Genomic DNA, 22,175 nt, shown 5'->3' on the forward strand with positions numbered 1-22,175 from the left:
AACGCCAACAACCTAACTTAAACAACCATACTAATGTTATTAGGATTTCACTCCAACAATCCCGAACTTTACTTTCATGAATAACCTCCCCCCGTTAGCTGAGCGTATGCGTCCGAAATCGTTGGACGACTATGTGGGACAAAAGCATTTGGTGGGCCCGGGAGCAGTACTGCGTAAGGCTATTGAGTCGGGCAATTTACCGTCCATGATATTTTGGGGACCTCCTGGTGTGGGTAAAACTACGCTTGCATATATTATTTCGCAAGGCTTATCACGCCCTTTCTTTTCGTTAAGCGCTATAAATTCGGGTGTTAAAGATGTACGGGAAGTGATTGAGAAAGCGGCCCTGCTTAAGCAGGGCGGTCAAACTTTACCCGTACTTTTTATTGATGAGATACACCGCTTTTCCAAGTCACAGCAAGATTCGCTGCTGGGTGCAGTAGAGCGGGGTATTGTTACGCTAATTGGCGCTACAACCGAAAACCCTTCATTTGAAGTTATATCAGCCTTATTATCGCGTTGCCAGGTTTACATATTGCAGCATTTGCATGAAGACGATTTGGTAAATCTGCTGCAAAAAGCAATGCGTGAAGACGAGGTTCTGCGTACTAAAAACATCACCATACAGGAACACGAAGCCTTACTGCGCCTTTCGGGCGGCGATGCACGCAAGCTGCTCAATATTTTTGAGCTGCTTATTAACGCCATGGATGCGCCGGAGATTATAGTAACTAACAACGCCGTGCTGGAAAACGTGCAGCAAAATATGGCCTTGTACGACAAGGCTGGCGAGCAGCATTACGATATTATTTCGGCCTTTATTAAATCCATGCGGGGAAGTGACCCTAATGGCGCCGTATACTGGCTGGCCCGCATGCTGGTAGGCGGCGAAGACCCATCGTTTATTGCACGCCGCATGCTTATTTTAGCATCGGAAGATATTGGGAACGCTAACCCTAATGCGCTATTGCTAGCCCAAAGCTGTTTTGATGCTGTTAGGGTGATAGGTATGCCCGAAGCACGGATCATTCTTTCACAAACTGCCGTCTTTTTGGCTACATCGGCCAAAAGCAACGCCAGCTATATGGCTATTGATGCCGCCATGGCGCTGGTAAAACAAACCGGCGATTTACCTGTGCCCCTGCACCTGCGCAACGCACCTACTAAGCTAATGAAAAACATTGGCTACGGTAAGGATTATAAATATGCGCACAGTTATGAGGGTAATTTTACTGACCTAGACTTTTTGCCCGAAACTATTAAAGGCACCAAAATTTACGACCCGGGCAACAATGCCCGCGAGAACGAAGCTCGCGAAAAGCTGCGCAAGCTGTGGGGTAACCGGTATAAGTACTAATTACGCTTATAATTGCTTTGGCCCTGCGTTTTGAAATAGGCCATGTTAATTTGTATTTGTGTAGGCTAAAGACTTTTGTAAGCCATAAACTTGGTGTACTAATTGCTTACTATTAATTTTAACTTAGTACTATGCCCGTGATACGCCCCGCCACAATGGCCGATGCCGATTGTATTGTAAAAATTGCACACCAAACCTGGTGGCCAACCTACCGTGATATTCTTTCTACTGAGCAGATTACTCATATGCTGGAGGCTATTTATATATCAGACAAAATTGCCGAACAAATAGAAAGCGGCATACAACAATATTTGATATTGGAAGAGGATGAAGAACCGGTAGCTTTTGCGGCTTACTCGCCGCGCGAGGATGATGCCCAAATTTATAAGTTACACAAGCTGTACTGCCTGCCCAAAACCCAAGGCAAAGGTTATGGCAAAATACTTATGGAAGCCGTTACTAATGAGGTAAAACAAGCAGGCAAGCAAGTGCTGGAACTAAACGTGAACCGCAATAATAACGCAAAATCCTTTTACGAAAAAATGGGCTTTAACGTAGCATATGAAGAGGATGTTGCTATCGGTCCATACTGGATGAACGATTATGTAATGCGCAGAAATCTTTGATTTAAAGAAATCAATATTTAGCTTAGTATGATGAAACCTAAAATATTTATCATTATTATTTCGCTTGTATCTTTAACCCTGGCGTCCTGCAAAAAAGAGGAAAAAAAGACCATAGAAGAATTCAGCATGGATGCATTAATTAACGATGCATGGATGCTGACGCTTAACGATAGCAACACGTCAACCAATCTTAAAACAGGAAACAACGTATACTATGCCGTACAAGACTGCCAGAAGGATGATGTATATGCGTTTTCAAAAAGTAACGAACTGTTTATTGATTTTAAAAACACCGTTTGCAATCCGTCCGAAAATAGCAAAAGCAACTTTGTTTTTGATAAGACTAATCGGAAGATAACCATTGCAGGCGTTACTTATACCGTGCTTGAGCTGAGCGAAAAACGTTTAAAATATACTGTTGCCGTACCTACAGCTAGCGGGGTCAACAATATCATTTATCTGTTTGAGCACTTCTGATAAATAACAATAATTCTTTATCGCCACCGGCATTAATAGTGCCGTTTTGAACAAAGCCTAATTTACAAAGCAGCCTGATCGACTTTGTATTTTCGACCATTGTAATTGCTGCTAAAGCTTCAACTTTAAGTTCGGTAAATGCATACTGCATAGTGGCCGCTACTATTTCCTGCGCATAGCCGTAACCTTCATATTGCGGCAGCAGGGCATAGCCAATATCCAGATGATCAAGATACTCCCGTTTGAGCAAGCCACACATGCCCATAGGCTGATGTCCGTTTTTTGACTCGATCATATATAAGCCATAGCCGTGAGCCGCATAACTTAAAAGCGGCCCGTTTAACAGATAACTTTGTGCCTGTGCAACGGTTTTGATGTCGCGGTCGCCAATGTATTGCAGCCAGCCTGGGCTGTTTAGCAATTCAACTATAAACGGCGCATCGGCCATGGTAAATCTCCGCAGTATGAGCCTTTCGGTCTCCAGCACAACAGCCATAAAGGTGTAAAGGTTAAGTAAATGCAAACGTAATAAAAAAAGCCACTCGTAAATGAGTGGCTTGATGCTCTATACAGTAAGAGATTACCTTTCCAGCTTGGCAATACGCTTAGGCGTATCCTTACCGGCCACAATACTGCGCGAACTTAGTGCAATGGCGCGAATGGTAGCGGTGATGTTGGCTGCATCTAACGAACTGAACTCGTCATCAACACTATGGTATAACTTGTCTGTATCAATTTGGTCGGTTGATATGGTATGTGCCGGTACACCGAGGCGGGCCAGCGTGGCATTATCGCTGCGGTAAAACAGGTTTTGCTGCGGATACGGATCAGGATGAAAAGTGAAGGCAGTGCCTTGCAGGTTGCGCTGTAGTATCTCGCCAAAATCCGACCGCTCGTAACCGGTAATGAATGCCGTATTCTGACCAAATTTTGAAGTCTTGCCAATCATCTCAATATTGAACATAGCTACCGTTTTTTCCGGGTCAAGCTGTTTAGAAAAATATTGCGAACCAAAGCCACCAATTTCTTCGGCTGTAAAAGCTACAAAGATCAGGGTACGTTCGTTGTTGTTCAACTTTTTGTAATACTTGGCCAGGCTTATCATGGCTGTAGTACCTGACGCATCATCATCAGCCCCGTTAGCAATACTATCACCTTCCATGGGTTTGATAATGCCCAGGTGGTCATAGTGGCCCGAGAAAACCACATACTCATTAGGCTTGCTTTTGCCGGGTATCATACCGGCTACATTAAACAAGCTGGGATTATCGGTCTTGGTTTTATAGTTCACCTCAAACAACTTTACATTATCATAGATACCCAATACCATTACTACCTGCTGCGTGCCGGTGCCGGCAGGAGCCTGCATGTTAACATTGCTGTTAAAACGCTCTTTCAAAAACCCGAAAGTCTCTCCAAATTTAGGATCAATGATAAGCAATGTTTTTTTACCACTACGGATATAGGTACGATACTCTTGCTGAAAATTCTGTTCGGCAGTTATGCGGGCTACTTGCACATCCGTATTATTATTCCAATCAAAATTAGCGCCTGCAATAACCACCACGTTAGCCTCAGGCACCATTTGCCCATCAAGCTTAACTTGCTTTTGCACGGCACTGGTACGGTAAGCCGTAAAGCCTTGGCGGTAACTGGTTAAACCTGTTAAAGGCTGTAAACCTGCTTTTTTAAATTCGCTTTCAATAAACGTTGCAGCCTTATCAATACCCGGAGTGAAAGTACCGCGCCCCTGCATATCATCAGCGCTCAGGGTTTTAATAATGCGTTCTACGTCTTTCTGATCAATCAGTTTATTTACATCCTGCGCCTGGCTGCTTAAACCAGCGGCCAACAAGGCCAGGGTTATTATATTTCTTTTTCTCATCATTATTTTACTTTAGTGCTCAACCATTGGTTACGAAATTCTTTTTGTGCGGCCGACAGTTCTTTCCCTGCTGTTTCATAGGTTACCACATCATACATGGGATTCTCCTGCAGCGTTACGGTAACCTCGTGGTTACCTGTGCGGTCTTTATAAGTGTAAGTAACCTTGTCGCCTGGCTTTTTTCCATTAATAATGTCCATATAAGCTTGCTGGTCTTTAACCTCTTTACCGTCAACAGTCATGATCAGGTCACCGGCATCAATACCAGCATTATAGACAGGCGTACCCATAACCGTGCTGCCCTCAACCAATAAGCCACCAGCAACCGGATTGGCACGTAATGCACCGGCCCAAGCCTTGCCTGCCTGTGCTTTACGCAGTACCAGGCCTGCCTTATCCAGCAGTTGTTCGTAGTTATTCTTCTCGAAACCGTAAATATATTTATTAAAGAAATCAGCCGCAAAGGTTGTATTTTTGGTTACCGAGGCCAATACGGCTTGCAGATCAGGAATGGTATAAGGCTTTTCGGGCTTACCATGTGCCAGCCACACGGCGCGCATATAATCATCAAGTGTTAGCTTAAACTCGCTGCGTAAGCGTAAATCAAGGGCCAGTGCAGTAGCACCACCGTAAGTATAATAGCTGGTAAAAATGTTGGCGTTATTATTCTGATCAATAGATACACCGGCATCGGCAAAAACCGCATAGCGGCTCATTTGTGCAGGTGAGTAACGTGCTGCCGCAGGTGTGTTAAGTACAGTGTTTACCAGGCCGGCAATGGTACGGTTATAGCCATCGGCGTTACGCAAGCCGGCACGAACCAGCAGTAACTCGCCATAATACTGGGTAAAGCCCTCAGCAAACCAAAGCTCACTGCTCATATTGGCATGCTCAAAATTAAACGGCTCTAACGATTTTGGACGGATACGTTCTACATTCCAGCTATGGAAATACTCGTGCGAGAAAGTGCCCAGCAAACGATTTTCGTTACCGGCAATTTTAGGCGTAGTTTGCACAATACTGGTGGAGTTGCGGTGCTCCATGCCGTCGCCAGCATTGCTTTCGGCTACATCATGTAAAAACACATAATTGCCATAATCATACACAGGTAATTCGCCAAAAACAGCCTGCGCCTCTAAGGTAATTTTCTTTACCATCTGGCCAAAGGCATTAACCGTGGCCTGGTCATCACTGCTGTTTGAGGTTAAATGTATAGCTTGACGTTTGCCCCCCGGATTGCTGATATCCCAACTGTAAGTTTTGTAAGCCGCTAACGAGGTAGGGCTATCCATCATGTACTGCAAGTTAGGTGCCGAGTAAACGCCATCAGCCTCCGGCTTTAATTGGGTAGCTACTTTCCAGCCGTATTTCTCGGTATCTAAAAATTTAAACTTTACCGGGCGTTTATCCATGCCCATTACCCAGGCAAATGCTGCGGGCATATTAAAATGTGCCGTATTGCCATCAATACCTACATAGGTACCATCCATATGATTGCCAAACAGGGTATAGTTAACAATAACGGTAGTGCCATGCTGGGCTATTTCGTAAACGTCGCCTTCAACCTGTTTAACAGTAAGGGGCACGTTCCTTTCGCCATAAGCTTTAACGTTATAGATGTTCTTGCCAAACTCGTGCGTGGCATAACGGCCGGGTGATGAGCGGCTCATCCGAAAACGCATTACGCCTGCCGGCACTTGCGGTACCCGCATGCTGATCTCAGCTTCGTGATGGGCAACATTAGGAAAAGATACGGTATAGGTAATATCATTTTGGGCAAAAGCAGCGGCCGACAATAACAGGGCGGCCGCCGATAAGTAAAGATTTTTCATGTGAACGCAATTACTGCGCTGAAATTAGGATAAAAAAGGCAGATATGTAAGTGATTTTATGATTTGACCAGGGCGATTCATAAAGCAGTAACGCCAATCAAGGGTTTTGGCCTGAAGATTATTCGAGCGCAATTAAGCCTTTATTGATTAGCCGGTTTAGGTAGATATCCACTTCGGCATCGCCCATGCCGTAAATAGGCAACTCGTCACTAAAGGACTCAAATATAGCAGTGCGGCCGCTTTTTCCATTTTTATAGATATGCAATAGCTTTTGCTCAATGTGGCCTACTCCATCTTCGTTTTGTTGCAGGCGTTTTACATGAGCTTGCAGGGCGGGTTTTAACAGGTGCATGCTTCCCCAAAAAGGATTTTCGTCAATCCATTGCTGCAGTTCATGGGCATTGCCCGTTATATATTTTTGCCAAGCCTCGGTTGCCAATGTAAAGTCATAATCGGTTAAATGCAGGCGATTATCATAAAGAGACTCTAACTGTTCGCCATTTAACTGCCCCATTCCCTTAAAGTTGGTCACATCCGGAAAGTCATCCGGGCACACCAGGTATATTTGCGGTACAGAAAGATCAACATGCTGTTGCAGCAGTTGCATAATGCCCAGCAGGTTTACCTGGCAGTGCAAATCAAACTCAAACCAAAGCGTAATATCTTCATAAGGTTCGCTCAGCTTTTCCAGTTCTTGCAAAATCATTTCCTGATAATTACCGGGTGCGTCTTTAAAAGTTTGGGCAACAAATTCGGCCCGCTTGCTCCAAAACTCCGCATCCAGCGTTACTGCAAGTGGCCCTTCCGAGAAAACCTCGCGCCATACGAGCACATCGCCGTCGAGCCCGGTTTGGTTAAAGCCATTTAAAGTTGCATCGCCGTTTATAATGTGTAAGTGGTTCATTTGTTCACTGGTTCATTGCTTATGGTAAGGTAAGTCTATTTTAGATAAGTTGTTTTCATTTATACAAAGTGTATCATCTATTTACAAATGAACTATTGAACAAAAACTTATCTTTAACGCCGTATGAAAAAGCTGCTTTTGTTGCTCGGTATAGGCGTACTATCGCATCAGGCCTATGCCCAGCTCACTCCTTTCGAGCTAAGTAAAGACAAAAACTACACGGCCACTTACGCCGAGGTAATGGCGTATTACCCCAAGTTGGTTAAGCAATATCCGCAGCAAATAAAATTGTTTAATTACGGTACAACCGATGTCGGCAAGCCCTTAACGCTGGTGGTATTATCAAAAGACGGCGTTTTTGATGCGGCTAAAATTAAGCAGCAAAACAAGCGGGTAATTTTAATTAACAACGGCATACACCCTGGCGAGCCGGAGGGTATTGACGCCAGTATGATGCTGGTGCGCGACCTACTCAAAAACAAGCAGTTGCCAAAAGATGTGGTATTGTGCTTTATTGCGGTGTACAATATTGATGGCAGCTTAAACCGCGGTGTATCACGCATTAGCCAGAACGGGCCGCGTGCTTACGGTTTTAGAGGAAACTACCGTAACTTGGATTTGAACCGCGATTTTATAAAGGCTGACAGCCGCAATGCGCTGGCATTTATGCAGATTCTGAACGCCTGGCAACCGGATATATTTTTAGATAACCATGCCAGCAACGGCGCCGATTACCAGTATGTGATGACGCTGATTGAAACACAAAAAGACAAGCAGCACCCCCTGCTGGCAGAGTATACTTCCAAAACGTTATCGCCGGAGCTGTACAAGCGGATGGAAAAAAGCGGCTATGAAATGGTGCCTTATGTGGAAAGCCTAAAAACCACACCCGACTCGGGCATTGTTGCTTTTTTAGAAACGCCGCGTTTTTCGACCGGATATACAGTACAGCACAACATTATCAGCTACGTAACGGAAACACACATGTTGAAACCGTATGATAAAAAAGTGTATGCCACCTACGCATTTATGCAGCACCTGGTTGATATTTGCGAGCGTGATGCCCAACAGATTGGCGAACTGAAACGCAAAGCCAATGAGCAGGTAAAGCAACAAAAAACCTTTGCGCTTACCTGGACGTTAGATGAGCAAAAGTTTGACATGATCGCTTTTAAAGGCTACCAGGCTGGCTATAAACTCAGTAACATTAGTGGTTTGAACCGGCTATACTACGACCGCAGCAAGCCTTTTACCAAGCAAATTAAGTATTATAACACTTATAAAGCCGGCATTATGGCCAGTAAGCCGGTGGCCTACATTATACCGCAGGCATGGGGTAAAATTATTGATCTGTTTAAGCTTAATAAGGTAGCCATGCGCCGGCTTGCCCATGATACCACGCTTACGGTACAAACTTATTACATTGGCGATTACAAAACCGGCGCCCGCCCTTATGAGGGGCACTACCTGCACAACAGCGTCAAGCTAAACCCAGTTGATAATAACAGTGTGAAATTTTACCAGGGTGATTACGTGGTGTATACCAATCAGGCTATTAACCGTTATATTATAGAAACATTGGAACCACAGGGTGTAGACTCATTTTTTGCCTGGGGATTTTTCGACTCGATGCTGAGCCAGAAAGAACATTATTCGGACTATGTGTTTGAGGATATTGCTTTTGATTATCTGAAGAAACACCCCGAGCTGCAAAAGCAGCTGGAGGATGAAAAAGCAAAGAACCCCCAGCTAGCCAAAAGTGCAGCGGCACAGCTGGACTACGTTTACCGTAATTCGCCGTTTTTTGAAAACACCTATATGCGTTACCCAATTGGGCGATTATTAACTGATACTAAACTTGATTTACAATAAATGCAGCCTTATTTAGAACTGGCACCGGTGGCCTCGGCCCTGTTTGCTTTAAACATTTTATTATCGCTCCTGGCCTTTTATAATGACAGGGTTTACAGCGAATTTATGCTGCACCCTTACAGCATAGCCCGCGGCGAAAAAGTTTGGACCGTGATTACCAGCGGCTTTATACATCGCGATTGGATGCACTTGCTGTTTAACATGTGGTCGTTCTTCTTCTTTGCCTTCCAGCTCGAGGCCTGGCTGGGCCATTGGCAATTTGCCCTGCTCTATATTGCCAGCCTGGTATTAAGCGATTTGCCTACCATTAGTAAACATAAAGATCATTACGGGTATCATAGCCTTGGGGCATCGGGTGCTATTAGTGCCGTTGTATTTAGCTATATTATGTTTAGCCCAAGAACCGAGATGGGCATTTTCCCTTTTCCATTCAGAATACCGGCTTATATATTTGGCATTTTGTATCTGGTGTATTGCGTTTACGCTTCCAGGCAATCCCGTGACAGCATTAACCACGACGCCCACTTTTACGGTGCTTTGAGCGGCATCATGATAACCATACTGCTTTACCATGATGTGGTAAAAGTATTTTTAGAACAGATGGGGTTGTAAGCATCACGTGGTTTAAAATATGACAACCTGGAACCTTAGTGCTAACTAATTATCCCCTACTGTGGTTGCAGGGCGGCAACGTAAAGTTTAAAGCGCTGCTTATAACGGCAAGTCAACCGCCTCGGCACCTATTTTATGCCCATCTGGTGTAAACAAAAAGCTCATGGGTTGCTCAGGGTTCTTTATGATCTCGAGCAACAGGAAACCCCATTTTTTCCAAAAGCTTTCCAGCACTTGTCCATAGGTTTTATTAGTCCATTCATCAAAGGTTGGCCTGCTGCTGGTACCGCGCAGTGGTGCGGCTTCAATAAATATTTCATCTGCTACAGGCAAAATTTCATACTCGGGCAGGCGGTTAAATAAAAAAGCCGAATAAAATACACGGGCGCTGAATTCCTCAAACTGGATGGGGTGCAAGGTGTCATTTTTAAGCTGCTCCCATATCTGCTGATGGTACCGGCCATTAACACCATTATCCTGTAAACAAATAATCAGCCCAAAATCCTGCACACGCAGTGAAATCGTCAGCGTATTGATCTCATCACGGTAAGCAAACTCATTTTCGGCATTGTTTACCTTGAATAGAAAAAAACTAAAAGGCATAAAGCCATCAAAAACAATGGGCAATTTAAGGCTTTGCAACATAAGGTGCAGATTACCAAACTTGTGTGTAAGCGCTTGTGATAAATTGAAAACCTCACCCTGTGCATGCTGCTGCCTGATGCCAGCCTGCATTTCGTTAAAAATAATACCGTAAAGCAATTTGCCTGCCCAATGGAACATAGTAAGCGGATCGAGTTGCTTTACGCCTTCGTATCCTTTGGCAAAAGCAGCTTCTACCTCAGTTTCCAAGGGTGTGATATACTGTTCGTTTATGGCGGCGGCACAAGGTATCTTCAGGTCTTTATAGCCAACGTAGCTTTCGTCCAGCAGTTTAATCACCTTGTCTTCGAGCTGGTAACGGCTCATGAGCCATGCGGGGAAGACCTGTATCTTTTCCTCTTCGGTGCTTAAAGTTTGTCCGGTTAAAAAGCAGTTGCGGTTGCTAAAATTAAAACGGGTAAAAGGATTATAAATTGATGCCGCCATTGCTGCAAAGATAGAGCTAGTAAGCGGTTAAAAGTTAAACCGTATGTCATTCTTTAGCTAAAGCAAGTTAAATTCAACTAAAATCCTGCAAGCTCTAACTTATTTACTAGCTTTAATTTTTGATATGAAATTAACATTTAAACCTTTTGAGCTGCAACTAAAGCACCGTTTCACTATATCTAAGTTTTCGCGCACCTCAACCCCCATTATGCTACTGCAACTGGAGCATGAGGGTTATACCGGCTACGGCGAAGCCTCGATGGTGCCGTACATGGGCGAGAGCATAGAAACAGCGGTATCGTTTCTGCAAAAGGTGGATGTTAAACAATTGAAGTTTCCTTTCAACTATGCCGAGATCATACCTTACCTGGATAGCATAGCGCCGGGCAACCCGGCTGTTAAAGCGGCTATTGATATGGCCTTACACGATCTGGAAGGCAAGTTGCTGGATAAGCCGAGCTGGCAGTTACTAGGTAGTAATGCCGCCCTGATGCCGGTAACCAGTTATACCATCGGTATAGATTCACCCGATATCTTTGCCCAAAAAGTACAAGAGGCAGCGGGCTATAAAGCCATTAAAGTAAAATTAGGCAGCAGTGATGACAAGCAACTTATTGATATTGTACGTTCCATAACCGACGTACCTTTATACGTAGATGCTAACCAGGGCTGGACCGACCGCGAACAGAGCCTTGACCTGGTACACTGGCTGCATGAACAAGGTGTACAACTCATAGAACAACCCATGTCCAAAACCGATCCTGATAGCAACGCCTGGCTTACCGAGCGCAGCCCCATCCCTATTTTAGGCGATGAAGCAGTGCAACGCCTGCCCGATGTGAACAAAGCGCATGGGGTGTATCATGGCATTAACATTAAATTAATGAAATCGGCCGGAGTGTACGAGGCAAAACAAATGATTGACAAGGCCCGCCAGTTGGATATGAAGATATTGATAGGTTGCATGAGCGAAACCAGTTGCGCCACCCTGGCCGCCGCCGCCCTGGCTCCCCAGTGCGACTGGGCCGATCTGGACGGCCCCTTGCTTACCAGTAATAATCCGTTCGCTATGCCAGAATTTAAGGAAGGTAAATGGTTATTGAATGAAGATGCTGGGTTAGGATTGAGGATGTAAACTCATTTTAAAAGATTAGCCTATTAAGCCGATATCTTTTCTCTGAAAGCCATATTAACCTGCAATGCACAATGGAGCTGCTGGTACTGCATGAAAGGTTATTGAACGTTAAGTTCATTAAGCCCTGTATAACCTCGCCTTAAAAGCATAGCTAACAATACAGAGACTTCTTTGTATCTGCAATTGTTAGCCAAAAGTCTCATTCAAGACTTAAACATTTTTTTCTGTAGGGCTACTAATATCGCTCAATTTGGCAGGGATTAAATTCCTCGTTTTAAAGAAGGTAACGGTTACCACCAGCAAAGTCATACATCCGCCAAAAATAACGGATGGCACCGTACCCATTAATTCGGCTGTAGAACCCGATTCAAAGGCACCAATCTCGTTTGATGAGCCAATGAACATTGAATTTACGGCAGATACCCGCCCGCGCATCTCGTCGGGTGTTAACAGTTGCATTAGCGTACTTCTGATTATTACACTAACACTGTCGAACATGCCTTCTGTAAACAGGAAGATGAGCGAAATATAAAAGCTTTTAGATAAGCCAAAGCAGAGGATAGACAAACCAAATCCGGCTACGGCAATAAGCAAGTTTCGCCAAGGCCGGTTCATGGGCGAAAAGCGAGTCATGACCAGCATGGTTAACACCGCGCCTAACGAAGATGTAGCCCGCATAATACCTAAGCCCTCTGAGCCTACCTTTAGAATATCATGGGCAAACACGGGCAGAAGCGCAATAGCACCGCCAAAAAATACCGAGAATAAATCCAGGCTCATTGCGCCCAGCATCATTTTATTCCGGAACACAAAGTTGATTCCGGCCGATAAGCTTTGCCATATATTTTCTTTAGGGATATAAACAGGTGGATATTTACGCAGCATATATACCAGCGCCAGCGAAATAAGCAGCAGAACATTGATGATGATAAAGGTTGGCGTAATACCAAAGCTTCCGAATATTAACCCACCTATAGCAGGCCCCAAAATAGTAGCAATTTGCCATGCAGAACTGCTCCACGTGCTCCCATTAGGATAAAGCTCTTTAGGAATGCTTTGCGCGTAAATGGTAAAAGTGGCCGGCCCGTAAAAAGCCCTGGCTACCCCATTAAGAAAAATCATCACATAAATAGTGGGAACAACCCAGCCGGCATGTACCAAATGGCTCATGCTTTGAAGCGTAACTACAAAAATGGTGAGCGATGCAAACAGTACTACCGAAAATATGAGAAACAGAAGTTTACGCTTTTCATACTTATCGGCAATGTAACCACCGTATAAGGCAATACTAATGGCCGGTATAGCCTCACACAAGCCTATATAACCTAAGGCCAGTTTACTATGCGTAATTTGGTAAATATAAAAGCCTATTACAACGGCCTGCATTTGGTAGGCCAGTGTAAAAAAGAAACGCATACCAATGTATGCGCGAAAATCTTTATAGCGTAATGCCGCAAATGAATCTTTTTTACCGGGTGCTTCCTGTCGTTCTTCCACAATTGATATTTTGATGCGTTGCAAATTTAACGCATTTATAAGGGCACAGGTTTACCTTTTTTCAATTTGTGTCCGGATGCAGGGTATCGAGTCAAATTGACCTGCCGGCTTTTAGTGGTTTTGCGAAAAAACCCTGATCGTTTTTAAATACCGGCCCTGGTAGTAAGCGTTCAGCGGTGTTTCGGTAACACCATATTGTTTGCCCGATGTAGCGTGAATAAAACTTATACTATCGCCGGCATTTACAATGATGCCCATATGACCCGCAACTTTCTGCGTGCTATCGGTACCTGTAAAAAGGATGAGGTCGCCAGGTTTTGCATGCTTAAGTTCAGTAGGTTCTTTTACGTTGGTAAAGTCTTTCGAGCTTCTGGGTACCGCAATGTTGAAGTGGTTAAAAGTATACGTAATAAAACCCGAACAGTCAAACCCTTCCTGTGGATTAACAGACCCATACTTATAAGTAATGCCCGTAAGCGTACGTGCAAAGGCGACGAGTTGAGCCGGCGTGGTTTTGCCTGTATTTATGGAGGTGATAGGCCCAGCATTGCTGGTGAAGGTTGTTGACTGCTGCCCTGAATCTGCGGCCGCTAAACGCCCCGATGCTATTGTAGATACCTGGCTGCCTGGCTGATTGCACGAAAGCACAAGGAAAGCTAAAGCAAGTATAATGTATCGTAACGGCATAACTTACAGACATGCAAGTTATGCTATTGTTTTGTACGCATTGATATACTGCAGAGGAGAAGCAAATGATGACAGTGTTTCTTATTATTGCAAAAGTGGCAACATAAGTATTTTATAAAAGCAAACCCTGCCCTGTTTAAACATTGGCTCAGTTTTTATAGTTAACTTGGCATATCTATCAATATGAACCATGAAAATTGCCACCTATAATGTAAACGGTGTTAACGGACGCCTACCGGTATTGCTGCGCTGGCTCGATGAGTCGGCACCAGATGTGGTTTGCCTGCAGGAACTAAAAGCGCCGCAGGATAAGTTTCCGGAAGAAGCCATACGCAATGCAGGCTATAATGCTATTTGGCACGGGCAGAAAAGCTGGAACGGCGTGGCCATCCTAGCCCGTGGCACCGACACGGAGATAAAGGAAGTAAGGCGCGAACTGCCCGGCGATGAGACCGACGAGCATAGCCGCTACCTGGAAGCCGTGGTGAACGGTGTATTAATTGGTTGCCTTTACTTACCCAATGGCAACCCCGCCCCTGGTCCAAAGTTTGATTATAAATTAAGCTGGTTTGAGCGTTTAATTACCCACGCCGCTAAGTTATATACGTTAGATATTCCGGTAGTACTTACAGGCGACTATAACGTAATGCCCACCGAGCAGGATGTGTATAAACCCGAACGCTGGCTGGACGATGCGCTTTTTAGACCCGAAACACGTGCGGCTTTCCAAAAACTGGTAGCACAAGGCTGGACAGATGCTCTACGCAAACTTTACCCGGATGAGACGATATACACATTTTGGGATTACTTCCGTAACGCTTACGGTCGTAATGCAGGCTTGCGAATTGATCATTTTTTGCTGAACTCTAAGCTGGCAGGCCGCCTTACCACCGCGGGTGTAGACCGCCACGTACGCGGATGGGAAAAAACCAGCGACCATGCGCCGGTTTGGATTCAGTTAAAAGAAAAATAATATGGCAAAAAAGTAAAGCCTTCAATACGCATTGAAGGCTTTACTTTTAACAAATGCTACTGGGCATCATAAATAACTACTTTATCAAAATATACCCTAAACTCGTCCAAAAAAGCCTTATGTATGGGGTGTACCTGGTAAACATCGTGGGCTGCTAAGTCATCAAACAACAGCACCAAACTAAACGTGTAGGTGGTATCTACAACGGCGCGCTCTATAGGTGCCGGTGTCCCTACGTGAATAGTTCTCACAACTTCAATTCCTTGCAGGCTTTCTAAACCTTTACGGAAAGCTTGCTTCTTGTCGTCGGTAGTATCGGTCTTAAGCCAGAATAAAACGTGGTGTGCAATCATAACTAATATTTTCGGCTAATATACGATTGACTAGGTGTTAATTTATAGGTAATAATGTTTGTATTCCGAAGTTAGACTTCCCTTCAAAAGGAAATTTAGCGACCTCTTCATAATTATTCTGGATAAGCTGTAACTCATTTGACGCAGTGCAAAACACAGGGCGTCTTAAAAGTAGCATTTCGGTTGCATAGAAAGAGGCCTGGAAACCTGCTTTTTCATACAATAGCCATGCGCCGTTAAATTGTTGAATATTTGTGCGCCGTGCCACTGTAATATGGAGATTGTTGGAAAAGTATGGTGGGTGCCCTTTAAAAGACTTCAATTTAGAACTGAATTTTGACTTTAGCTGATTGACTAAGTTAATTATGGCTTCTTGGGTGGGTACTTTTACAAATATAGTGTGAGAGTCAAAATGCCCAAAGCCGTCTAACCTAATACAAGTTGGTAGAGAAAAGCTAGCTTGGTTGCCAAACCATCTGATAATGTCTTTTTCCTTTGCACAATTCACTATAAAATTAGCTAAAGTGTCAACATCTTATCCACATAATGCCTGTCAATGATACGAGGAACGGGCCTTTAATAAACTAACTTATACCCTACGCCCCTTACGTTAATGATCTGAACGGATGGATCGGCAGATAAACGCTTGCGTAATTTCGTAATAAATACATCTAAGCTACGGGCATTGAAAAAGCTGTCGCTTCCCCAAAGGTTGTTTAACAGCTGAGTTTTGTTCACTATCTGTTGCTGGTTTTGGCATAACACCTTCAACACTTCACTCTCGCGCGAGGTGAGCGAACTAATTTCCAAACCATAGATCAGGCTGTTTTTGCGCGAAATAAATTCAAAATTGCCAAACCTGAATACCTCTTCATCACGAAGAGCCGTTTTAACTTCTAAAACGCCTTGCTTACTCAACTGCACCTGTATCCGAACAATTAATTCTTCAACGCTGAACGGCTTTTTTAAATAATCGTTAGCACCCAACTCAAAGCCAGCCACAACATCTTTAGTATGCGATTTTGCCGTTAGAAAAATGATAGGTGTCTTTTTATCATTAATTCTGATTTGCTGCGCAACCGAAAACCCGTCCATCAACGGCATCATGATATCCAGCACTACAACATCAGGACGGCATTTTTTGTACTGCTGTAACGCAGCCTCGCCATTAGGGCATAAAATCACTTTGTAATTTCTTTCCTCTAGGCTCTCCCGTACAATGTGGGCCAGTGCCAGCTCATCTTCGGCTAAAAGAACAGTATAATCCATCGGTTATAAAGGCAATGCTATGGTAAATTCGCTACCCTGGTTAACGTTACTTTTAACAGTGATATAACCACCGTGCGCTTCTACAACATACTTTACATAGCTGAGGCCCAAACCAGTACCTTTTACGTTGTGAACATTACCGGTATGCACTCTGTAAAACTTATCAAAAATGTAAGGTATATCTGCAGCAGGTATCCCTATTCCATTATCGGTCATTCTGAGGAAGGTAAAGTTATTTTCCTGATAACACCTAATAGCTATTTGAACCGTTTCCCCAGAATATTTAATGGCATTGTCAATCAGGTTAACCAGCACATTTCTCAAATGATCAGGATCGGCTTGTATGTTCTTCATTGCATCTGGAACGCTGACCGAAAAATCCACCTGTTTAACCGCTCGCAACTTTTCGGCCTTAACAATATCTTGTAACACATGAAGCACATCTACCTCCTTTATATGAAGGCTAAGGTTCTTTTGCTCATATGCCGATATGTTGAGCACCTTAGTGACCATATCGTTTAACCGGCTCAGTTCGTTTCTCGACACCTCCAGGTATCGGGCGGTCTTTTCCTTGTCTGCTAATGCATTAAAGCTTTGCATCCCTTCAATAGCGGCCGATATGGTAGCGATCGGGGTTTTCAGTTCATGTGTCATGTTGTCTATAAAATCGTCTTTCATGTCGGCCAGGCGCTTTTGTCGCAAAATAGTCCGCATCATGGAGATATAGGTAATTGTAGTAATAACCAGCAATACCACAGACGATAGCACCTGAACAAGCATGCCCGAAATAATTTTAACAGGATTGGTATGGAAGTTAACGGACATCCAGCGTTTGCCGCTGGTATAAGCTATGGTTCCTGATGCCCGGTAAGCTATAAAGCCCTCATACTTTGGCGGAACCCATTCACCGCTTGAACACATAAATAATGGCTGAATAAATCGCGTTACATCTGCAATGTTTGCTTTTGCCAGATTAGCATAGAAGTAACGCATTATCTTTGCACTATCTGCTTTGAAATACAATGGCGAACATAAATTGGCAGGTACGGGGAATAACTTTTTCAGCGTATCTAAGGCTCTTTTATTTTCAGCTGCTGTACCTAGTGCACTATACTTAAGTTTTTTTGTTGGAAGAATAACTTTAACACGCCCTATATAGGTAGCCTGACCATCTTGCACTTCCGGAATACCGGCCAAGGGCAGGCTATCGCGGTTGAGATGAATGATAAGAGAGTCATTACCCACAAAAATTTCGCCCGCATAACGATTAAAAGCGATTATTTTAGGCTGAATCAACTTTGCAACCTCGTCATTATATTCTGCATGAAACTTGTTTAGGGCACCGGCTAATGCTTTTTGCACCTGATTACGAATTCTTCCATGTTCGTACAGGTAAGTTTTATGCACCCAGTCTATCTGAAAAACCAGGGTTCCAATTACCGATGCGGTAAGTATAATGGTCAAAACAGTCATTTTCCATTTCATAAAATTTAATTTTTGACCGAATATATCTTCACTGATCAGCAAGTTGGATTTCTGTTAACATACGTTAACACTATTTAAGAAACAATAATGAACGCATGATCTAAAAAGCAAAAATAGCAATCTGCATTACGTCTCTATAAGCTCTAACCACTGCTTAATTATGTGCTGCAAGGCCTCTTGCTTAACCTCCAAATCCTCCATCGAGAATATCTTTACCATGCGCCGGCCATCGGCATAGTCACCTTCCAGCAGCCCGGTCGTATCCTCAATGGTGACGCCGGTAGGAAAAATGAGCAGCAAGTGATCTTTTTTGCCGCAGGTTAAGTACAATAAGGTCTCTCTTGTACTCCTTAGCATTAAAAGCTTGCATGTGGCCGGTGTAAAAAAAGCTGGGCGAGTTCCATTTAATCTGTTCGCCAATTTGATCACTGGCTAATAAAATTACCTGCCTGATGGCTTTTACCAGTGACTGAGCGGGTTCGTTAAGTTTGGTAATATATTCGTTTACGGCGGCAGGGTTAGAAGTATCTGTTAGTTTGGCCATGTTTAATGTAAGGGTTTAATTCCATACACGATTGCACAATTCAGATACTTCACTGCCCATTTTACTTTTAACAGTTTGTTTAATGGTGACGTAATGCCTGAGCCGGATGGGTTGCTTTGGTAATTTTATAAAGTTTAGTCAACTAATATATTAAATAATAGCGCTTAAATCAACGGCTTGTTATGCAATTATAACTTAAAGTCGTTGCGATACTGGCTTCCATACCTTAACATTGTATTGTTCATCAATCAACTATCATGCTCCACCTCTGCTGTATAGGGCATATTACCCTCGATAAAGTTGTTCACAACCTAAACGAACGGTATTTAGCCGGCGGTACATCTTACTATTTTTCACATGCGCTGAGCCGTATGCATATAGCTTACCAACTCATAACTGCCGTTGGAGAAAGTGAGTTACCGGTGGTAAATGAACTTCGTGCCAAAGGGATACCTGTTGAAGTTTTACCCAGTAAGCACTCAGTATACTTCGAAAATATTTATGCAGCTAACCAAGATCACCGCACCCAACGCGTACTTCAAAAAGCCGATCCATTTATGGTTGAACAACTACAGGATGTTAATGCCCGAACATTTCACTTAGGGCCACTACTGGCTGATGATATGCCGATTGCCGTTATCAAATATTTGGCTAGTAAAGGAAAGGTATCGCTTGATGTGCAGGGCTACTTGCGCGAAGTGCGTAATTTTGAGGTACACGCCATTGATTGGCCTGAGAAGCAGGAAGCGCTGCAATATGTATCCATACTGAAAGCGAACGAAGCAGAACTGGAAGTACTTACAGGAAGTAAAAGCATTGAGCAAGGTGGCCGAATGTTAGCCATGTGGGGCGTAAAAGAAGTAGTGGTTACTTTAGGCAGCATGGGCTCGGTTATTTTGAGCGATGGCCATTTTTATACCATTCCCGCTTACCCGCCTGTAGCAGTAACAGATGCCACCGGTTGCGGCGACACTTACATGGCCGGTTATCTATATCAACGCAGTAAGGGTGCTAATATTCAGCAAGCGGGTGAGTTTGGCGCAGCGATGGCCAGTCTTAAAATTGCAACATCAGGACCATTTACCGGGACAGAGCAGGATGTACTCAATTTTATGAGGCTAAGCCTATAGCCTATTTGTGATCCTTGTTCCAGCCAATTTTTATTTTGCCGTTCTCGTCGTCACGGGCGGCCAGGTGCAGTACAATGCCTTTAAACCGGCGTTTTTGTAATTCTTCCTTGTCGGTTATATCCTCATCTTTTTTAGGATTACGAAGCGGTATGTCCAGCGCAATGTCAGTACCCTTGGTTAGGGCATAAACGCCTGCTATATCGGCATTCAGTACACTTGAACTAAATTGCATTGGTCGGATAAAGATCTTTTCGCCGCGTACGTCAAAATGAGCATCCAGTTTTGGTATCTCAATGTTTTTTAAATCACGAAAAGGAAAAGCGAACTTACCCACCTTTATCAGCGGCTCGTAATTAAGCAGTGCCCCATTGCGCAAGCTTACATTCACTGTACCGTTTATTGAACGCGGCACCAGATCGCCTTTGTCGGTCACCCCGCCAGTAATGCTGGTTTTTGCTGAAAGAAAGCCTTTCAGGTTTTCATAAGTAGGTGTTGATAGTCCAAAGTTGCTAAAAGATTGGAAAAACTCACGGATGTTTACATTTAAAACAGTAGTATTCAATGCAAAACGGTTTAAGGCATCGCCCTGTGTTACCCGCCCATTAAGTTGCAGAGAGCCACCTGCATGCTTTACACCAACATTTTTGAGAATAACACCATCAGATGTGGTAATCAGATCGGCCTTGACATCGGTAGCCAAAAACTTGCGATAATACACCTTGGCTACTTCCATGTGCATTTCAGCGTTCCCCTTATCTAAAACGTTACTTAACTGGTCAACAACGTTGCCACTATTTCCCCGTGGTGCCGCACTGGCCTTTACGCGCCTGCGGGCAGCCAGAAATCCTAAAAACTCATTTAATCTAAGTTCAGGGCTTTTGATATTCCAAGTGAGTAAGATCTTTTCCGGTGCGTTGTAATACAGGTTTAAAAAGTTGTTTACCCTACCCTCCATCGTTACTACACTATGCCCGCTTTGCAGCCTTATGTTGTTAAGTATCAAATCATCTTTAATAAAATTAAGAGATAATGAGGTGTTTTTAAAGGCAAGATTACGAGGCAGATAGACTGCATCAGCATCTTTAAAGCTAATTAGTCCGGCAATTACAGGCTTATTCAGGCGGTAGTTAACCACATCTGCCTTATAGCGTAGCTTTACGTTAGCTGTTCCCCTGGTAAACTTGGCCACATCGCCAAAAGTATAATTCAAATTAGCAAGCGGGAACTTGGCTTGAAAATTCCCTGTAGCAATAGGTTTTTTAAGGTTAATGATGCTCCCGGTATCAATTACAAATGGCAAATGATTATACCTGCCCGAGAACCGAAAAAGCCTTATGGTTGAATTTTCATCGTCATAGCCTTTGTTTGCCGCAGCATGGTTGTTAAATTCGGCATCAAAGCTACAACTGTCAATTTTGCCGCCAGGTATACTCAGCGTGTTATTTCGTATGTTTCCTGTTACATGTAACAACGGATCACCGCCACCAAAGCTGCCGGCAATTTTTGCGTTGATTTTTATAGGCTTGGTCAGGTTAAATTTATCAAGCGTTATCCTTATGTTTTCGGCCAGCAGTGCCGAAGCATTTCGCCATGTTATCTCGTTAGCTATAACCAGTATTTTAAACTCAGTTTCCTTTTTAGCAGTCATAAATGAAGCGTTGATCTGGAATGGATCCTGACCTATAGTCAGATTTTTGGAGGTAACTTTAATTTTGCCGTTATCCTCATTGTATCCGGCAATCATTTGCCCTGCAATGGTTTTGTCTTTTAAAAAGGTTCCTTTTAAAGTATTAAATGCCAAGCTCTTTGTTAAAACGTTCAATTGCAAATCGGCTCGCCAGCCTGTGTCGGGATAATTCATTTTCCCGGCCAGTTGGTTGATATAAAACTGGAAAAGCTTGTTATTTTTTTGGTTGTTTACGGCAAAGCTTACTTTTTTTAAAGTGAACTTTCCAAACTCGGCCGAACTGCCGCCGTCGTCACTTTGCTCCGTTTTAGGTTGCTGCTTCTTCTTTTTAAAGACAGAAGTATTGCTATAGCCGGTACTATCTTTATATAAGTCGATTGCGGCATTGCTAATGTCAATATTACTTATCCGAATGGTGCCCCGCAGTAAGGAAGCTGTGTTTATAGAGACATCAAAGTCTTTGGCATCTAATAGGGTGTGCCGATGCTCAGGCCAGCGCTTGTCTTTAATCAGCACGTTTTTGAGCGTTACCGATATTCCGGGGAAACCCTTAAAAAAAGTAGTTTCCATATCGCCTATGGTTAACTTACCATCCAGATTCTTGTTAAGGGTACTGGTGATAAGCGTAAGTACTTTACCTTTATTAGTGTTGATATAAATCAGCAACCCTACAGAAAGCAATACAAACAAAAGAATTATACCTGCTACAACCTTTAAAACTATTTTTAACCACTTAGGCATTTTGCGCAATTTATTATAGA

Annotated in this window: 22 protein-coding genes; 8 read left to right on the forward strand and 14 right to left on the reverse strand. The window is 43.5% G+C overall.

The features are described from left to right. The first annotated feature begins 76 nt into the window (after window positions 1-76). From ABDD94_RS20245 to ABDD94_RS20255, 3 genes are all read left to right on the forward strand, one after another. On the forward strand, window positions 77-1,357 hold the full coding sequence (locus ABDD94_RS20245) for a replication-associated recombination protein A (RefSeq protein ID WP_345953746.1): 1,281 nt from the start codon (window positions 77-79) through the stop codon (window positions 1,355-1,357). A gap of 131 nt (window positions 1,358-1,488) precedes the next feature. After that, on the forward strand, window positions 1,489-1,983 hold the full coding sequence (locus tag ABDD94_RS20250; RefSeq protein WP_345953747.1) for a GNAT family N-acetyltransferase: 495 nt from the start codon (window positions 1,489-1,491) through the stop codon (window positions 1,981-1,983). 27 nt (window positions 1,984-2,010) lie between these two features. Continuing rightward, window positions 2,011-2,460, forward strand: coding sequence for a hypothetical protein (locus tag ABDD94_RS20255; RefSeq protein WP_345953748.1), 450 nt, complete (start codon window positions 2,011-2,013; stop codon window positions 2,458-2,460). On the opposite strand, the gene ABDD94_RS20260 is transcribed toward ABDD94_RS20255, so the two are convergent. From ABDD94_RS20260 to ABDD94_RS20275, 4 genes are all read right to left on the reverse strand, one after another. Next, a complete protein-coding gene (locus tag ABDD94_RS20260; RefSeq protein ID WP_345953749.1) occupies window positions 2,435-2,956 on the reverse strand; it encodes a GNAT family N-acetyltransferase in 522 nt (173 codons plus the stop codon). The genes ABDD94_RS20255 and ABDD94_RS20260 overlap by 26 nt on opposite strands. An 84-nt stretch (window positions 2,957-3,040) precedes the next feature. After that, entirely contained in the window at window positions 3,041-4,348 is a 1,308-nt protein-coding gene (locus tag ABDD94_RS20265) for a M20/M25/M40 family metallo-hydrolase (protein WP_345953750.1), read from the reverse strand. Continuing rightward, a complete protein-coding gene (locus ABDD94_RS20270) occupies window positions 4,348-6,177 on the reverse strand; it encodes a PDZ domain-containing protein (protein ID WP_345953751.1) in 1,830 nt (609 codons plus the stop codon). Before ABDD94_RS20270 ends, ABDD94_RS20265 begins: the two co-directional genes overlap by 1 nt. Window positions 6,178-6,295: 118 nt before the next feature. Then, window positions 6,296-7,081: a DUF1835 domain-containing protein gene (locus tag ABDD94_RS20275; RefSeq protein ID WP_345953752.1), complete on the reverse strand. Its 786-nt coding sequence runs from the start codon at window positions 7,079-7,081 to the stop codon at window positions 6,296-6,298. Between the two features lie 123 nt (window positions 7,082-7,204). Between ABDD94_RS20275 and ABDD94_RS20280 the strand changes: the two genes are divergently transcribed. Beyond that, complete coding sequence (locus ABDD94_RS20280) at window positions 7,205-8,953, forward strand: M14 family zinc carboxypeptidase (protein WP_345953753.1); 1,749 nt, start codon at window positions 7,205-7,207, stop codon at window positions 8,951-8,953. Continuing rightward, window positions 8,954-9,565: a rhomboid family intramembrane serine protease gene (locus tag ABDD94_RS20285; RefSeq protein ID WP_345953754.1), complete on the forward strand. Its 612-nt coding sequence runs from the start codon at window positions 8,954-8,956 to the stop codon at window positions 9,563-9,565. 99 nt (window positions 9,566-9,664) lie between these two features. Here ABDD94_RS20285 and ABDD94_RS20290 read toward each other — a convergent pair whose 3' ends face one another. Beyond that, window positions 9,665-10,654 carry a hypothetical protein gene (locus ABDD94_RS20290; protein WP_345953755.1) on the reverse strand — a complete coding sequence of 330 codons (990 nt, stop codon included), beginning with the start codon at window positions 10,652-10,654 and terminating at the stop codon, window positions 9,665-9,667. 124 nt (window positions 10,655-10,778) lie between these two features. Between ABDD94_RS20290 and ABDD94_RS20295 the strand changes: the two genes are divergently transcribed. Continuing rightward, window positions 10,779-11,789 (forward strand): dipeptide epimerase, encoded by a 1,011-nt coding sequence (locus ABDD94_RS20295; protein WP_345953756.1) that lies wholly within the window; start codon window positions 10,779-10,781, stop codon window positions 11,787-11,789. Window positions 11,790-11,999: 210 nt separating this feature from the next. Here the strand turns inward: ABDD94_RS20295 and ABDD94_RS20300 are convergent, their stop codons facing one another. Continuing rightward, entirely contained in the window at window positions 12,000-13,286 is a 1,287-nt protein-coding gene (locus ABDD94_RS20300; protein ID WP_345950275.1) for an MFS transporter, read from the reverse strand. Between the two features lie 111 nt (window positions 13,287-13,397). Further along, the gene (locus tag ABDD94_RS20305; protein WP_345953757.1) at window positions 13,398-13,973 is read right to left on the reverse strand and encodes an NlpC/P60 family protein; all 576 of its coding nucleotides are present in this window, start codon (window positions 13,971-13,973) and stop codon (window positions 13,398-13,400) included. A gap of 190 nt (window positions 13,974-14,163) precedes the next feature. On the opposite strand from ABDD94_RS20305, the gene xth reads away from it, so the two are divergent. Then, a complete protein-coding gene (gene xth, locus ABDD94_RS20310; RefSeq protein WP_345953758.1) occupies window positions 14,164-14,946 on the forward strand; it encodes an exodeoxyribonuclease III in 783 nt (260 codons plus the stop codon). A gap of 56 nt (window positions 14,947-15,002) precedes the next feature. Here xth and ABDD94_RS20315 read toward each other — a convergent pair whose 3' ends face one another. From ABDD94_RS20315 to ABDD94_RS20340, 6 genes are all read right to left on the reverse strand, one after another. Further along, entirely contained in the window at window positions 15,003-15,299 is a 297-nt protein-coding gene (locus tag ABDD94_RS20315; RefSeq protein WP_345953759.1) for a Dabb family protein, read from the reverse strand. A gap of 37 nt (window positions 15,300-15,336) precedes the next feature. Next, window positions 15,337-15,807: a 2'-5' RNA ligase family protein gene (locus ABDD94_RS20320; protein ID WP_352432879.1), complete on the reverse strand. Its 471-nt coding sequence runs from the start codon at window positions 15,805-15,807 to the stop codon at window positions 15,337-15,339. A 68-nt stretch (window positions 15,808-15,875) separates the two neighbouring features. Beyond that, window positions 15,876-16,568 carry a response regulator transcription factor gene (locus ABDD94_RS20325; RefSeq protein WP_345953760.1) on the reverse strand — a complete coding sequence of 231 codons (693 nt, stop codon included), beginning with the start codon at window positions 16,566-16,568 and terminating at the stop codon, window positions 15,876-15,878. Window positions 16,569-16,571: 3 nt separating this feature from the next. Next, on the reverse strand, window positions 16,572-18,053 hold the full coding sequence (locus ABDD94_RS20330; protein WP_345953761.1) for a HAMP domain-containing sensor histidine kinase: 1,482 nt from the start codon (window positions 18,051-18,053) through the stop codon (window positions 16,572-16,574). Between the two features lie 126 nt (window positions 18,054-18,179). Further along, window positions 18,180-18,353, reverse strand: a complete 174-nt coding sequence (locus tag ABDD94_RS20335; protein ID WP_345953762.1) for a hypothetical protein — start codon at window positions 18,351-18,353, stop codon at window positions 18,180-18,182. Continuing rightward, window positions 18,319-18,597 carry a hypothetical protein gene (locus ABDD94_RS20340; protein ID WP_345953763.1) on the reverse strand — a complete coding sequence of 93 codons (279 nt, stop codon included), beginning with the start codon at window positions 18,595-18,597 and terminating at the stop codon, window positions 18,319-18,321. The genes ABDD94_RS20335 and ABDD94_RS20340 overlap by 35 nt, the downstream gene beginning before the upstream one ends. Before the next feature lie 257 nt (window positions 18,598-18,854). On the opposite strand from ABDD94_RS20340, the gene ABDD94_RS20345 reads away from it, so the two are divergent. Further along, the gene (locus ABDD94_RS20345; protein ID WP_345953764.1) at window positions 18,855-19,727 is read left to right on the forward strand and encodes a PfkB family carbohydrate kinase; all 873 of its coding nucleotides are present in this window, start codon (window positions 18,855-18,857) and stop codon (window positions 19,725-19,727) included. A gap of 1 nt (window position 19,728) precedes the next feature. Here the strand turns inward: ABDD94_RS20345 and ABDD94_RS20350 are convergent, their stop codons facing one another. Then, window positions 19,729-22,155 (reverse strand): AsmA family protein, encoded by a 2,427-nt coding sequence (locus tag ABDD94_RS20350; protein WP_345953765.1) that lies wholly within the window; start codon window positions 22,153-22,155, stop codon window positions 19,729-19,731. Window positions 22,156-22,175 lie beyond the last annotated feature (20 nt).

The sequence above is a fragment of the Mucilaginibacter sp. PAMB04168 genome, assembly GCF_039634365.2.
In the GTDB taxonomy this organism is placed as follows: domain Bacteria; phylum Bacteroidota; class Bacteroidia; order Sphingobacteriales; family Sphingobacteriaceae; genus Mucilaginibacter.